Below are 13,101 nucleotides of genomic sequence, written 5' to 3' on the forward strand. Positions count from 1 at the left end.
ATGCGTGGCGCCGGCGGGTTGGCTACGTCCTGGCTGCTATGGTACGACATTTCTCCGGCTTTTTGCGCACTGCCGCGGCAGTGCGGTCAGGCGGTTGCCGCGCGTGCGGTTGCTGCATAACGTATCAGGGTATCGCCAAAGCCGCCGCGCGCCTTGGCATCGCGGCGCGCACTGGTGTTGACGCGCGGCGCAGCGCTCCAGGCGAATTGGGCGCCGCTGCGCTGTAGCGCTTCCACCAGTGCCACGTCTTCGCTGCAGGCCAGCGGTTCGAAGCCGCCCGCACGCAGGTAGGCGGCAGCTGAGACGCCGAGATTGGCGCCGTGGATGTGGCGGTGGCCATCGGCGTCGGTGTAGCTGTTGCGGAAGTGATTGCGCAGCAGTTCAGCGTCGTCATGATGCGGCGACCAGTCGTCCACCGCGACGGTGCCGCAGACCACGTCCACGTTCAGGCGTAGCTGCTGCACCAGCCAGTCCGGCGAAACCTGTGTATCGGCGTCGGTAAAGGCCAGCCAGCGTGCGCCGAATTGCAGCAGATGGCGGGCGCCGGCCGCACGCGCGATGCCGACGTTATGTGCGTCTACGCAGATGCCGTCGATGCCTTGTTCCTGCGCGGCGTGCTGCGCGACGATGGCGAGCGAGCCGTCCGTGCAGCTGTCCAGCGCGACGGTGATGCGTACCGGTTCGCCGCACAACGCGGAATGCCCGGCCGCGATGCGGGCGGCGTGCAGGCAGGCGTCGAGGTAGCGTTCTTCGTTATGGGCGGGGATGATAATGCCTATCATGGCGAGATTCCTTCATGTTGGGCCACGGAGTGCGGGTTGGTCGACCACACATCCAGCAGGAAATCGGCTTCCTGGTGGTTGACGATGCGATGCAAGGCCGGGCTGGCGTTGAATGCCGCGTGGATGGCGTCTGTGTCCAGCAGGCGGTCGGCAAAGGGACGACGCCAGTGACACAACACGACCGCACCGCCGGGCGCCAGGGTGCGCAGGCAGCGTTCCAGCAATAGCGGCAGGTCGGCGGGCGGAAGGTAGTACGCCATCTCGCTGATGACGATGAGATCAAACTGCTCACTGGGCCACTCGCCCGGCAGATGCTGGCATTGCACCTCGACGGTGGCTACCTGCCTGGCGTTGACCGTGGTGATCCGCCGCCGTGTGAGCGCGACTGCTGCCGGCGATACGTCGCTGGCTGTGATACGGTCGGCACGTTCGGACAATGCTGCCGTCAGTTCTCCATTGCCGCAGGCGGGTTCAAATATGTGGCGGTAGCGCGGCGCGGGCAGGCTGGCAAGCAGCAGGCTGCGTTTGCGCTGCTCGTACCAGCGTTGACGGACCTGCCACGGATCGTCAGCCTGTTCATACAGTTTCTGGAAATGGGCTGTGCTCATGTGAAGTAGACCTCATATGAACGCAGCAGCCTTGCCAGCACATGCGGTGGCAGGACGGCTTCGTGACCGGTTTCCGGTTCGGCATGGAGCTGTGTGGTGAAACAGGCGGCAGCCCGGCGCTTGCCTTCCAGCTGCTCCGCGGTGAGCGACAGCCGTTTTGCCCGATGCCACGGCACCCGGCGGTCGCCAGGCGCTGCCCAGTGCCATGTCCAGACGGGTGTCTCGACGAGGGTGGCGCCACAGGCGCGCGCGGCCAGCGCAGTCGCCAGGCCACAGGCTTCGTGATCGGGATGCCCGTCCTGGCGCCAGGTAACGAAGACGACATCGCCCGGGCGCAGCAGTTGCAGCAGCAGGTTGTGTAGCTGGTCCATGCTGGCGTTGACGCGACCGTCCGCCAGGTGGGCGCGTACGCTGCGGATGGCGGTGCTGTCGCTGAGGCCCAGCGCCTGCAGTGCGGCCTCGGTTTCCCGTGGCCGTAGCCGCGCCAGATCACCGGTGGAAAACCGGCGCGAGCCGGGATGGCTGGCCTCACCATCGGTGACCGCCAACAGTACGATATGGCTGCCTTGCGCATGCAGTTGCTGCAGCAGGCCGCCGCAAGCCAGCACTTCATCGTCCGGATGCGGCGCGACGATCACCGCGCGGCTGTTGGGCGGCACCAGTTGCGCAGCGATGGTGACGGGGAGATCGGCCAGCCGGCTCCATGCCTGCCATGCCGATTCGGGTGTGCCATGGCCCGTGATGAGGGGCTGCTCTGCAATCACGGCGCCCATGGCGAGGCCTCCTGGCGCGCCAGCATGCTGCCCAGCGATGCCAGATCGCGTTCGGCATGACTCTGGCGCAGGAATACGGGCAGGTCTGCCGCCATGCGGGCAAAATGCGCGTTGCGGCACAGCGGTCCGGCGCCTAATGCCCTGGTCACGTGGTGCAGCACAGTGTTGACCGCAGCTTCCACTGCGAGACGCAGGCGCAGCGCGGGCAGTGCCGCATCGGCTTGTGGTGCGGCGTCGATCGCTGCTGCGGTCTGGCGCAGGAGCGCGGCTGCTGCGCTCATGGCGATGTCCACTGCGCCGAGATGGGCGAGGCGATGAGGGTCGGCATCCGGCCCGCCGGTGTGCAGCTGATCGGCCAGCGATTGCGCCGCGCCGTACCAGCAGGCTGCGATACCGGCGCCGCCATGCCAGAATCCCGGCCGCGCCAGATAGGCGCCTGGTGCACCGACGGGTGTCGCCAGCGCGTCGTCAAACAGCACATCCACGCTGGCAGTAGCTGCCATGCCAACCGCATGCCAGCCTTCATCCGTGATCGTCACGCCAGGGCCGCGCAAGGCGACAGCCGCCAGCCGGCGCTCGCCGTTGGCATCGAGGCAGCTGACCAGGGCGTGACTGAGTGCGGCGGCGCCGGAGCACCATTGTTTGCGTCCGGCCAGCACGTACTGGGCGTCGCCAGTCTGGCGCAGCGTCACTGCGGCGTTGGGTGGCTCGGCACACCATACGCCCCACGATGCGCCAGGATGTTCCGGTCCGCGCAGCTCGGCCAGTATCGCCAGTACGTCGGTATGGCCTTCATACAGCTTGAGCAAAGCCAGATCATAGCCAGCCACGAGCGCCAGGCATTGCCAGCGCTGTAGCGTGGCGCCATGGCCGGGCAAAGGCAGCTGGTCAAAGCCTTGAGCGATCAATTGTTTCAACTGCTCGCCGGGCGTCTGCTGAGCATCCAGCGCGGCCAGCGCGAGTGCCAGCGCGTGCCGCTGTGTGGCAGGCTGACGATGAAATTGGGAGTGCGGATCAGGCATGCGCTATTCCTGTAATGCGTTGAGGCTGTCTGCATGATGGAGCGTGGCACCACCGTACGCCGTGCGTTGACGCACATACTGGCAGCGCGTGATAGGCGATCCTCAACTGGCGCACAATCAAAAGGAAGAAATCTATGGATGCCTGGCTGGACCTGTTGCAATGGCCGGCGATGGTGGTCACCGTGCTGGCGGGGCTGCTGGTCGCTTCCAGATCGCTACCCCGCCGCAAGATCGGCTTCTATGCCTTCTTGCTGAGTAACGCCATGTGGATTGCGTGGGGCTGGTCCGATGGCGCGTATGCGCTGATTGTGCTGCAGCTGTGCCTTGCGGTGACCAATGTGCGCGGTGTGCTGAAGTCCGACCAGGACTAGCTGTAGCACTTTTGTGCGACAGACAAGCGCCTGATTCATCAATATCATTCCGCCATCATTCCTGTGGACGGAGAGTTGCATGAAAAAGATGATGTGGATACTGGCGACTGCGCTGATGCTGCTGGCGGGCGCCGCGCACGCTGACCGCTATGATGCGGAACTGAATATCAATAAATACGGCAAGGTGGGCGCCAGCAATGGGCATGTGTCGTTTGTGCTGCAATCCGACGGCACGGTAAAGGGGACGCTGGTGTCGTTATCCGGCCAGCCGTTCCAGTTTGGTTTCGACTCCAGGGAGCACCTGCTGACCAGGGACTATGTCCTCTCTACGGGCGACATCAAGGATATTGGCGCGCTGGCCTCCAGTCCTGACGATATTTTTTCGATCGGCACCCTGCTGGGCAATTTCGAATCCGGCTTCACGTGTTACTACTGCGCGAAAGAGATCAGCTGGACTATCGTCGGCAAAAACGGCCTGGCCCTCACCTCGGTCAAGCAGGTACTGGGTGGCGATGCGGATGCCGACTTCGCGCTGATCTCTTATTTCGGGCCTGGCACCAAGAACGTGCTGTACGCCGGGAATGGCATCTACAATCCCGTGCCGGAACCATCCACGTGGGGCATGATGCTGTTTGGGCTTTTGCTGATGGCGAGCTGCCGCTCCAGGAACTCCACGCAGACGCGCACCTTTGCCGACCCGGCCAGCCTTTGAGGATAGACCGCCCACACATTGGCGCTCTGCGTGTAATGCGGCAGGATCTGCACCAGTTCACCACGGTCGATGTGTGGCTGCGCGTCCCAGCGGGAGCGCAGCACGATGCCGGCGCCTTCCACAGCCCATTGCAGCGCGATCTCGCCATGGTTGGACGATAGCGTACCGGTGACTTTGACGCTTTCCTCGGCAGCGCCGCCACTCCCGCTACCACTGCTGGAACGCAGCGCCCACACGCCAAACGGCAAATCACGCTCCTTGATCGCCAGGCAGTTGTGGCCTGCGAGTTCTTGCAGCCTGCGCGGCGTGCCGTGCTGCTTCAGATACGCAGGTGACGCGCATAAAATGCGGTGATTGGACATCAGCTTGCGCGCGATGAGATGCGGCGCGATATCGTCGCCGACGCGGATGTCCAGGTCAAAGCCTTCGCCAACAATATCAACCAGCCGGTCGAACACTTCAAAGCGCACCTGCAGCGACGGATGCGCCGCAACCAGGCGCGCCACCACCGGCGCCACCACATTGCGACCGAAGCCAAAGCTGCTACAGATGCGCAGCAGGCCGCGCGGCACATCACGCCGTTCGGCGACTTCGTGCAGCAGGCTGTCGAGGTTCTCGAGGATGGTCATGGCATGCGCGTACACGCGTTCGCCGTCCTCGCTGACGACGACACGGCGCGTGGTGCGGTGGAACAGCCGCACGCCCAGCATCTGTTCCAGTATGCCGATACGCTTGCTGATATAAGCGGGCGACATGCCCAGTTCCTCGGCGGCCGCCGCAAAGCTGGCCTTGCGTGCTGCTGCGGTAAAGACGCGCAGATCCTCGTTGTCGATACGATTGTTCACGATATGTGTTTTATTGAATCACAATATGGTGCATTGTAAACGATGGAAAAAGCACTATGCTGCTACTTTCGATGAAGGGAGCTGTCATGAAAGTACACAAAATCGCGGTGCTGGCGGGCGACGGCATCGGCAAGGAAGTCATGCCGGAAGGGATACGCGCCGTGGAAGCCGCTGCGCGCCGCTTTAACATCGGCATCGAATGGACCACGTTTGAATGGCCGAGCTGTGACTACTATCTCCAGCATGGCAAGATGATGCCGGACGACTGGATGGATCAGCTCAAGGGCTTTGATGCGCTGTTCTTTGGCGCCGTGGGCTGGCCGGAGACGGTGCCGGACCACGTGTCGCTGTGGGGATCGCTGTTGAAGTTCCGCCGCCAGTTTGACCAGTACATCAATCTGCGGCCGGTGCGTCTGCTGCCCGGCGTGCCTTGTCCCCTGGCGAACAAACAGCCGGGCGATATCGATTTCTACATCGTGCGCGAGAATACTGAAGGCGAATACTCCAGCGTCGGCGGCCGCATGTTCGAAGGCACCGACCGCGAGTTCGTTCTACAGGAATCCATCTTCACGCGCACCGGCGTGGACCGCGTGCTGAAGTTTGCTTTTGAACTGGCGCAGCAGCGGCCGAAGAAGCACCTGACTTCCGCCACCAAGTCCAACGGCATTTCGATCAGCATGCCGTATTGGGATGAGCGCGTGGATGCGATGGGGCTGAGCTATCCGGAAGTCCGGCATGACAAATACCATATCGATATCCTGGCGGCGCGGTTTGTGCTGTCGCCGGAGCGTTTTGATGTGGTGGTAGCATCCAACCTGTTTGGCGATATCCTGTCCGATCTGGGGCCGGCATGCGCGGGCACCATCGGCATCGCGCCGTCGGCCAATCTGAACCCCGACCGTATCTTTCCGTCGCTATTTGAGCCGGTGCACGGCTCGGCGCCGGATATTTATGGCCGCAATATCGCCAATCCCATCGCCATGGTCTGGTGCGGCGCGATGATGCTGGACTTCCTGGGCCACAAGGAGGCGCATGATGCGATCGTCGCTGCGGTGGAGCGCTGCCTGGTCGATGGTCCGCGCACGCCGGACATGGGCGGCACCGCCACGACCACGGAGGTCGGCAAGGCGATCGCCGCCATCATCTGACGGTCAGCGGCGCCAGATGGTTTGCATCAGCGGCTTGACGCTGAAGCCATGCACCAGTATGGACAGCATGATGACGCCCAGCGAAATGCCGGTCAGCTGGTTGGCCAGATCATCAGGCAGGCCGGCTTCTATCGCAAACACCAGGTAGAACAGGGAACCGATGCCGCGCACGCCGAACCAGCCGGTCATGGCGCGCATACGCATGCTGGTGGCGCTGCCGATCAGGCCAAGGTACACGGACAGCGGCCGCGCCACCACGAACAGGAACAGCGCTACGCCTATCGTTTCGTAAGGCAGGCGCTGGAGCGTAATCATGCCGCCTAACAGCAGCACCAGCGTGAGTTCCGACAGGCGCTCCAGGTGCTCCTTGAACACCAGCGATTCGGTGCTCACGGTGAGTGGCGGGGAGTTTGTCTCACTGGTTCTGGCGACTTCGGATTTGGCGACGTCTGGCTCCAGCAGGCCATGGCGGTCGCGCGGTGCACCGGCCAGCACCAGCTCCGTGCGACGCAAGGCGACGGCAGCAAAGAACACCGCCAGGAAGCCGGATGCCTTGATGAGGTTCGCCACGGCGAACACCACGGCGATCAAACCCAGTCCCACCAAATCGTCCATGATGTCGTGGCGTGGCTCGATAATGCGCAGCCGCCAGCTCAGGCGCGCCAGCCCCGCACCGAACAGCGCCCCGACGGCCACCGCGCCCGCAGTGCCCCAGATGACGTCCACCAGCAGCCAGCGCAAGTGATGCTCGCCGGTGTCGCCGATGCCCAGCATGCCCAGGCCCAGGAGCACAAACGGGAAAGCGCTGCCGTCGTTCATGCCGGCTTCGCAGGTCAGTGTGAAGCGCAGCTGGTCTTTGTCGCCGGCATGGCGCACCTGCACGTCGGTGGCCAGCACCGGATCGGTAGGGGCCAGTATTCCGCCCAGTAGCACGGCAGCGCCGGCGGGCAGGCGCAACACGAAGTAGCCAAACAGTGCGACCAGTCCGACCGTGAGCGACATCGATATCCACGCCAGCCGCATCGAGGCGTCCCAGCGTGCGAGCTTGAACGGCACCGGCATCTTGATCCCGGCGGAGAACAGGGAAATCAGCAGTGTGACCTGGGTCAGCATCTTGAGCAGTGCGGATTCCTCGGCCGGGTCGAAATTGAAGATGTTGAGGAAGCTGGGGCCGAGCAGTATCCCCACGCCCAGATAGACGATGGCGGAGGTGAAGGGTGAACGCGAAATGGTGGTCACGGCAAGACCACGCGCCAGCATTAACAAGCCCACCAGTAAGAACCATTGATTGGTGTTCATTCTTGCAGACTAAAAGCATTTATTCCGGCTGTCTGTGGGGCAGGGCACCCAAGCGCGGTTATACTGGTCATATGATGACTAAAATGTTGATTTCGTTTGTCGCGATGCTGCCCGTGCTGGCTGCGGCCGCGCCGTGCCTGCCCGTTCCCGCCCTGATCGAGCGCGATACGCAGTACGAAGAAGCGCTGCGCGTGGGCGATGCCGCTTTCCTGAAAACGCTGCTGGCCGAGGATTACGTCTGGGTCCACACACTGGGTTCGCAGATCGAATCGCGCGACAGCCTGCTGGCGCGGCTGGCCAAACCGGTGGTCTACAAAGCGCGCTTCACCAGCGATGTGCATGCCCATACGCAGGGCGACACGGTGGTGCTGCGCGGCGTGAGCACCACGGAACAATGGAATGCGGATGGCACGACCTGGCGCACTAACCGTTACCAGTTCATGCGTACTTACGTGAACGTGGCAGGTCAGTGTAAGCTGCTGTCGGTACAAACCATGAATCTGAAGTGATGGAAGAATCGAGTATCAACGCCGTCGTCGGCGTGGCGCTGTCGCGCGCCGAACTGGAAGCGCAGCTGGAACTGGGCGTGCGCCGTTTTGAAAGCTGCGGCTTTGACGGGGAAGACCTGTCTCGCCTTGAGTTGCAAGGCTGTGTCTTTGACCGCTGTACTTTTACCGACACCATCCTGTTTGCCTGCAAGCTGGCGGGCACGCACTGGTTGCGCTGCCGCGCCGGCGGCGCCGATCTGGAGTCGGTGGATGCAGTGGACGCGCGCTTTGACGCCTGCGATCTCAATAACAGCAAATGGCGCCGCGCCAAGCTGGCATCGGCCGCCTACCATGGCTGCAAACTCACCGGAGCCTCATTTGAGGAGGCGGCGCACCTGGGCATCCATTTTGAGGAATGCCTGCTGGTGGGCGCGGACCTGCGCGGCTTTTCGTTCCGCAAAGCGATCCTCAAGGAGCTGGATTTCAGCGACGCCTATCTGGCCGGTTGCGATTTCCGCGAAGCCTTGTTTGAAGGCGGCAGTCTGCGCAGCGCCACGCTCAAGCTGGCCAAGTTTCAGGGCGCGGACCTGCGCGGCGCCAATATGGAAGGGTTGAAGCTGACCGAACCTGGTCTGTTCAAGGGCGCCACAATCTCGCTGGCGCAAGCCGCAGGCTTCCTGCAGGAGATGGGGCTGGCTGTCAGGTAGCGCCGGCTTCTTCGTCGCGCAGCTGCATACTCATGCCGTCGCAGCTGTCCGACCATTGCGACAGCCATAGTGGCAGCGGCGGCGACTGATCCGGCACGCCAAGATCGCGCACGATGTCGGCCGGTTTCACCGTGCCTTTGGACGAGCGGAACACGCCGCGCATCACCACCACGCCGGCGACACGGCCATCCTTGACGAAGCGGTGTTCGAGGAAACTCCACTTGTCGTCCCAGCCCAGCATGCGGGTGTGGATTTCAAACGACTCGAATACCTTGAGTTCGCGGCGGAATTTGCCCCAGGCGTCGCCCACGATGGGCACGGCCTTGTGGCGCAGCGCGGTGCGGAACGCGCCCGTGCGCAGCACGTAGTCCATGCGGCCCAGGTCCGCGAGCGTGAAATAGCGGCCGTTGGTGACGTGGCGGTTGAGATCCAGGTCCAGCGGCCACACGCGCATCCGCACCACGGTAGTGGAAAAAGGATCGGCGGGCTTGCGCCATGGACGGCGCAGCAGCATCATAATCAGTCGAAACCAGAGATTCATCGTATCAGCAGGGAGTAGAGCACGGCCACCACTATATGCGAGGCGAATCTGATAAGGTAGGTGCAGAAATGACTTTTTTCATGCGAAATCTGCAAACCTCCCGCCATGCACCTGACCTTACTCCTGACTGACCAATGTTCGGCCGCCAGCGCCACCACTGCGCTGGAACTGCTCACCGCCGCCAATATGTTCGCCGAAGCGCCGGTGTTCGATGTGGTGACCGCTTCTCTGGACGGCAAGCCGGTGGACACGCTGCGCGGCCAGACTTTGCAGGCGGATGCCGCGCTGGCTGACATTCCGCACACCGATCTGGTGCTGATCCCCGGTTTTCTGTTCACGCTGCGCGAAGCCTTGCCGGGCTTTGGACGTTATGGCGACTGGCTGCGCAAGCAGCATGCACAAGGCGCGGTACTGGCCAGCATGTGCACGGCAACCTTCATGCTGGCGGAAGCGGGCTTGCTGTCCGGCGCCCGCGCGACGACACACTGGGCCTTTGCGGATTTGTTCCGGCGCCGCTATCCGGATGTCCGCATGGATGAACGCGAGAACCTGTGCGAAGACAATCGCCTCATCACCAGTGGCGGTGCGACAGCGGCGATGGATTTGCTGCTGCACCTGATGCGCCGTTACGGCTCGCTGGAGCTGGCGCAGAAATGCAGCCGCTATCTGCTGATCGACCATGCGCGCAGCGAGCAGTCCGTGTACGTGATGTGGTCTATGCCCAAGAGCCATGGTGATGCCGACATCCTGCGCGTGCAGAACTGGCTGGATGAGCATTACGACCAGCCTTTGCTGATCGATGCGCTGGCGCCGCGCTTCGGCTTTGGCGTGCGCAATTTCATGCGCCGCTTCAAGGAGGCGACCGGCTACACGCCGCTGGCCTACCTGCAAACGCTGCGGCTTGAGAAAGCCAAGCACCTGCTGGAATCCACGCGTATGAGCCTGGACAGCATTACCTTGAAAGTAGGGTATGAGGACAGTAATTCGTTCCGCCGCCTGTTCCAGCAGCGGGTGGGACTGCTGCCCGCGTCGTACCGGAAGAAGTTCCAGCCGCGGGCAGCATAGGGAGGGCTTACTTGTTCAGCAGCGAGTGCTTGCGGGCGTAGCCGAAGTAGATCACCAGGCCGATTGCCAGCCAGATCATGAACGCGACCCAGGTGAACCAGCTCAGATAGCACATCAGCGTCACGCAGAAGATCACCGCCAGTGCAGGAATCACCGGCACGCCAGGGCAGCGGAAGGCGCGCTTGAGGTCAGGGCGGGTCTTGCGCAGGATGACGATGGCGATGGAGACCAGGCTGAAGGCCGCCAGGGTACCGATGTTCACCAGTTCATTGAGTACGTTGAGCGGCACCAGCGCGGCCAGGACACCGAACACGATGCCGACCAGCCAGGTGCAGAAGAACGGGGTCTGGTAGCGCGGATGGATTTTCGACAGCTTCGCCGGCAGCAGGCCGTCGCGCGACATGGCGTAGATGATGCGGGTCTGGCCGAATGCCATCACCAGGATCACGGTGGTCATGCCCAGGATCGCGCCCAGGTCGACGAAGCCGGCAAACCAGTTTTCACCGGCTTTTTGCAGGGCCAGCGTGACCGGGTGGTCGATGCCCAGGAACTCCTTGAACGGCACGATGCCGGTCATGATGGCCGAGACGATCACGTACAGCACGGTGCATACGGCCAGCGAGCCGATAATGCCGATCGGCAGATCGCGCTCCGGACGTTTGACTTCTTCCGCCGCCGAGGTCACGGCGTCAAAACCGATGAAGGCGAAGAACACCAGCGCCGAAGCGCTCAGCATGCCGTTGACACCGTAGGGCATGAATGGCTGCCAGTTGGCCGGCGTGACGTGGCGTGCGCCAACCAGGATAAACAGCAGCACCACGCCGATCTTGATGACTACCATGATGTTGTTCATGCGCGCCGATTCGCGCACGCCGAGACTCAGCATCCCGGTCAGCAGCATCATGATGCACAGTGCTGGCAGGTTGATGAAGGTGGTCACGCCGGGAAGGGCGCCCGGTGCGGCGGTCAGTTCAATCGGCAGCTTCCAGCCAAAGCCAGACAGCAGCGACTGGAAGTAGCCCGACCAGCCGACCGACACGGCCGACGTCGCGAGACCATATTCCAGCAGCAGGTCCCAGCCGATCATCCAGGCCGCCAGTTCACCCAGCGTGGCGTAGGAATAGGTGTAGATGGAGCCAGCCACCGGTACGGTGGAGGCGAATTCTGCGTAACACAGCGCGGCAAAGCCGCAGGCGATGGCGGCCACCACGAAAGACAGCGTCAATGCGGGACCAGCGGTAACAGCACCCGTGCCGGTCAACACGAAAATGCCCGTGCCGACGATAGCGCCGATGCCCATCAAAATCAGGTCCATAGGACCGAGTACTTTTGCCAGACCGCCCGGTTTACGGGCGACGGCAATCATGTCGTCAAGATTCTTCGTTCTAAAAAGGCTCAAAATAGCTCCAGTGCTTTATTTTTTAATTTCCATCGTGTCTCCCGGCGACGGCCTCGTGAGCCAAATCGGGCAAGCGCAGATCATACATCAATGCTATACGCTATACCGAAGCTGTTGTATTTTGTGTATCACTAGCTTCCTGGACTGGACAAGAGTACTGAAATATAGAGTAAAAATCTATCTTCCAACCGAGTTAAATTCAGTCCGGTGATCTCGCCGACGCGGCGCAAGCGGTAATCCAGGGTGTTGCGGTGGATGTGCAGCGCCTCCGCCGTGGCGGCCGGATGGCCGTCGTGGGCAAACCAGCAGGTCAGGGTGCGCTGCAGCATTTCCCGGTTTTTGCCGAGCTTTTCCATGGGCGCGCGCAGCTGGGCGGCCTGCCATCCACTGTTCAGGCCAGACAGCAGTACAGGCAGGACGTGGTCGTAGTAACTGTACTGGTGCCGGCGCGGATGGCGCGCGCGGCCCAGCCGGGCGGCGGTCTTGGCGCTCTGATACGAGGTTGCCACGCCCTCCATGTCCTGCATGGCAATGCCCATGGTCAGCTTGTGCGGCTGCGGACAGAGTTCGCGCAGCAGGGCGGCAAGCGCAAGCAATTGCTTGTCGGGACCGGGACCCGGCGCGTCGTAGAAATCGAGCAGCACCAGCTCATGCGGACCGGCGGCTGCGGTCAGCAAGGCGGTGGCGCGCGCCTGCAGGCGCAGTTGCAGTGCCTGCAGATCGGTGGCGGCGGCGTTGCTGTCGTCCAGTTCCAGCAGATAGACCACGTGCGGTCGCTCGAACTGCACGTCCAGCCGTCGCGCCCATGCCGCCAGGTCGGCCGGATTGGCATGTTCACCGTTGATGAGATTCAGGACCAGGGCTTCGCGGTAGCGCGCATTCCGTTGCAGCTCGCCCGCCAACTGGGCCTGTTCCAGGATCATCTCGGCGGTCAGGCGTACCAGCTCGCCGAACTGGCGCACCTCGTCCGGCGCGCCGCTCAGACCGACCGCGCCGCACAACTGACCGTGGACCGTCAGCGGCAAATTGATGCCGGGCTGGGCGCCATGCATATTCCGGGCGCTGGCATCGTCAATTTCCACCGTGAGCTTCTTGGCCAGCGCCAGCAGGGTGCCCGCATGCAGTTCGCCGATGCGCGCCGGATTGCCGCTGGCGATGATGCTGCCATTGGCGTCCATGACGTTGACGTTGTAGGGGATGATACGCATGGTGCGGGTGACGATGTCCTGCGCCAGCTCTGTGCTCAGTATATTCATACCGATGATTTTAGGGTATATGCACAAATTATGGTGCCATCCAGCGCCCATATTTGGGCGGTTGGCTAGTGCTTTTTTGTGATCG

General features: G+C 62.5%; 14 protein-coding genes and 1 pseudogene. 6 read left to right on the forward strand and 9 right to left on the reverse strand.

Translation table 11 applies throughout. The annotated features are described in order from the left end of the window. Nucleotides 1-86: 86 nt before the first annotated feature. Genes GTP58_RS07000 through GTP58_RS07015 form a run of 4 tightly spaced genes read right to left on the reverse strand, consistent with a single transcriptional unit; the run spans nucleotide 87 to nucleotide 3,185 of the window. Nucleotides 87-782: a glycosyltransferase family 2 protein gene (locus GTP58_RS07000; RefSeq protein ID WP_161076803.1), complete on the reverse strand. Its 696-nt coding sequence runs from the start codon at nucleotides 780-782 to the stop codon at nucleotides 87-89. Further along, nucleotides 779-1,390 (reverse strand): class I SAM-dependent methyltransferase, encoded by a 612-nt coding sequence (locus GTP58_RS07005; protein WP_161076804.1) that lies wholly within the window; start codon nucleotides 1,388-1,390, stop codon nucleotides 779-781. The genes GTP58_RS07000 and GTP58_RS07005 overlap by 4 nt, the downstream gene beginning before the upstream one ends. After that, nucleotides 1,387-2,163, reverse strand: coding sequence for a PIG-L deacetylase family protein (locus GTP58_RS07010; protein ID WP_202413491.1), 777 nt, complete (start codon nucleotides 2,161-2,163; stop codon nucleotides 1,387-1,389). Before GTP58_RS07010 ends, GTP58_RS07005 begins: the two co-directional genes overlap by 4 nt. Further along, nucleotides 2,151-3,185, reverse strand: a complete 1,035-nt coding sequence (locus GTP58_RS07015; RefSeq protein ID WP_202413493.1) for an acyl-CoA dehydrogenase — start codon at nucleotides 3,183-3,185, stop codon at nucleotides 2,151-2,153. Before GTP58_RS07015 ends, GTP58_RS07010 begins: the two co-directional genes overlap by 13 nt. A 134-nt stretch (nucleotides 3,186-3,319) precedes the next feature. Here GTP58_RS07015 and GTP58_RS07020 point away from each other — a divergent pair, with 134 nt between their 5' ends. Both GTP58_RS07020 and GTP58_RS31795 read left to right on the forward strand, forming a co-directional pair. Next, nucleotides 3,320-3,556 carry a hypothetical protein gene (locus GTP58_RS07020; RefSeq protein ID WP_072782369.1) on the forward strand — a complete coding sequence of 79 codons (237 nt, stop codon included), beginning with the start codon at nucleotides 3,320-3,322 and terminating at the stop codon, nucleotides 3,554-3,556. Between the two features lie 115 nt (nucleotides 3,557-3,671). Beyond that, nucleotides 3,672-4,193: pseudogene (locus GTP58_RS31795) on the forward strand (hypothetical protein); the annotation flags it as partial. Here GTP58_RS31795 and GTP58_RS07030 read toward each other — a convergent pair. Then, nucleotides 4,145-5,113: a LysR substrate-binding domain-containing protein gene (locus GTP58_RS07030; protein ID WP_373924704.1), complete on the reverse strand. Its 969-nt coding sequence runs from the start codon at nucleotides 5,111-5,113 to the stop codon at nucleotides 4,145-4,147. The pseudogene GTP58_RS31795 and the gene GTP58_RS07030 sit on opposite strands and share 49 nt — an antisense overlap. 86 nt (nucleotides 5,114-5,199) lie before the next feature. Here GTP58_RS07030 and GTP58_RS07035 point away from each other — a divergent pair, with 86 nt between their 5' ends. Further along, nucleotides 5,200-6,261 (forward strand): tartrate dehydrogenase, encoded by a 1,062-nt coding sequence (locus GTP58_RS07035; protein WP_072782611.1) that lies wholly within the window; start codon nucleotides 5,200-5,202, stop codon nucleotides 6,259-6,261. Nucleotides 6,262-6,264: 3 nt separating this feature from the next. On the opposite strand, the gene GTP58_RS07040 is transcribed toward GTP58_RS07035, so the two are convergent. Continuing rightward, the gene (locus GTP58_RS07040; protein ID WP_161076806.1) at nucleotides 6,265-7,560 is read right to left on the reverse strand and encodes a sodium:proton antiporter; all 1,296 of its coding nucleotides are present in this window, start codon (nucleotides 7,558-7,560) and stop codon (nucleotides 6,265-6,267) included. Between the two features lie 83 nt (nucleotides 7,561-7,643). Between GTP58_RS07040 and GTP58_RS07045 the strand changes: the two genes are divergently transcribed. Then, nucleotides 7,644-8,069 carry a nuclear transport factor 2 family protein gene (locus GTP58_RS07045; RefSeq protein ID WP_202413495.1) on the forward strand — a complete coding sequence of 142 codons (426 nt, stop codon included), beginning with the start codon at nucleotides 7,644-7,646 and terminating at the stop codon, nucleotides 8,067-8,069. After that, a complete protein-coding gene (locus GTP58_RS07050; protein ID WP_161076807.1) occupies nucleotides 8,069-8,755 on the forward strand; it encodes a pentapeptide repeat-containing protein in 687 nt (228 codons plus the stop codon). The genes GTP58_RS07045 and GTP58_RS07050 overlap by 1 nt, the downstream gene beginning before the upstream one ends. Here GTP58_RS07050 and GTP58_RS07055 read toward each other — a convergent pair. Then, entirely contained in the window at nucleotides 8,748-9,296 is a 549-nt protein-coding gene (locus GTP58_RS07055; RefSeq protein ID WP_161076808.1) for a thioesterase family protein, read from the reverse strand. The genes GTP58_RS07050 and GTP58_RS07055 overlap by 8 nt on opposite strands. Before the next feature lie 105 nt (nucleotides 9,297-9,401). On the opposite strand from GTP58_RS07055, the gene GTP58_RS07060 reads away from it, so the two are divergent. After that, on the forward strand, nucleotides 9,402-10,361 hold the full coding sequence (locus GTP58_RS07060) for a GlxA family transcriptional regulator (protein WP_161076809.1): 960 nt from the start codon (nucleotides 9,402-9,404) through the stop codon (nucleotides 10,359-10,361). A 7-nt stretch (nucleotides 10,362-10,368) separates the two neighbouring features. Here GTP58_RS07060 and GTP58_RS07065 read toward each other — a convergent pair whose 3' ends face one another. Then, complete coding sequence (locus GTP58_RS07065) at nucleotides 10,369-11,760, reverse strand: amino acid permease (protein ID WP_304506173.1); 1,392 nt, start codon at nucleotides 11,758-11,760, stop codon at nucleotides 10,369-10,371. A gap of 131 nt (nucleotides 11,761-11,891) precedes the next feature. Further along, on the reverse strand, nucleotides 11,892-13,016 hold the full coding sequence (locus GTP58_RS07070; RefSeq protein WP_161076810.1) for a sugar diacid recognition domain-containing protein: 1,125 nt from the start codon (nucleotides 13,014-13,016) through the stop codon (nucleotides 11,892-11,894). Nucleotides 13,017-13,101 lie beyond the last annotated feature (85 nt).

Origin of the sequence: Duganella sp. CY15W (assembly GCF_009857555.1) — a bacterium.
In the GTDB taxonomy this organism is placed as follows: Bacteria; Pseudomonadota; Gammaproteobacteria; order Burkholderiales; family Burkholderiaceae_D; genus Rugamonas; species Rugamonas sacchari.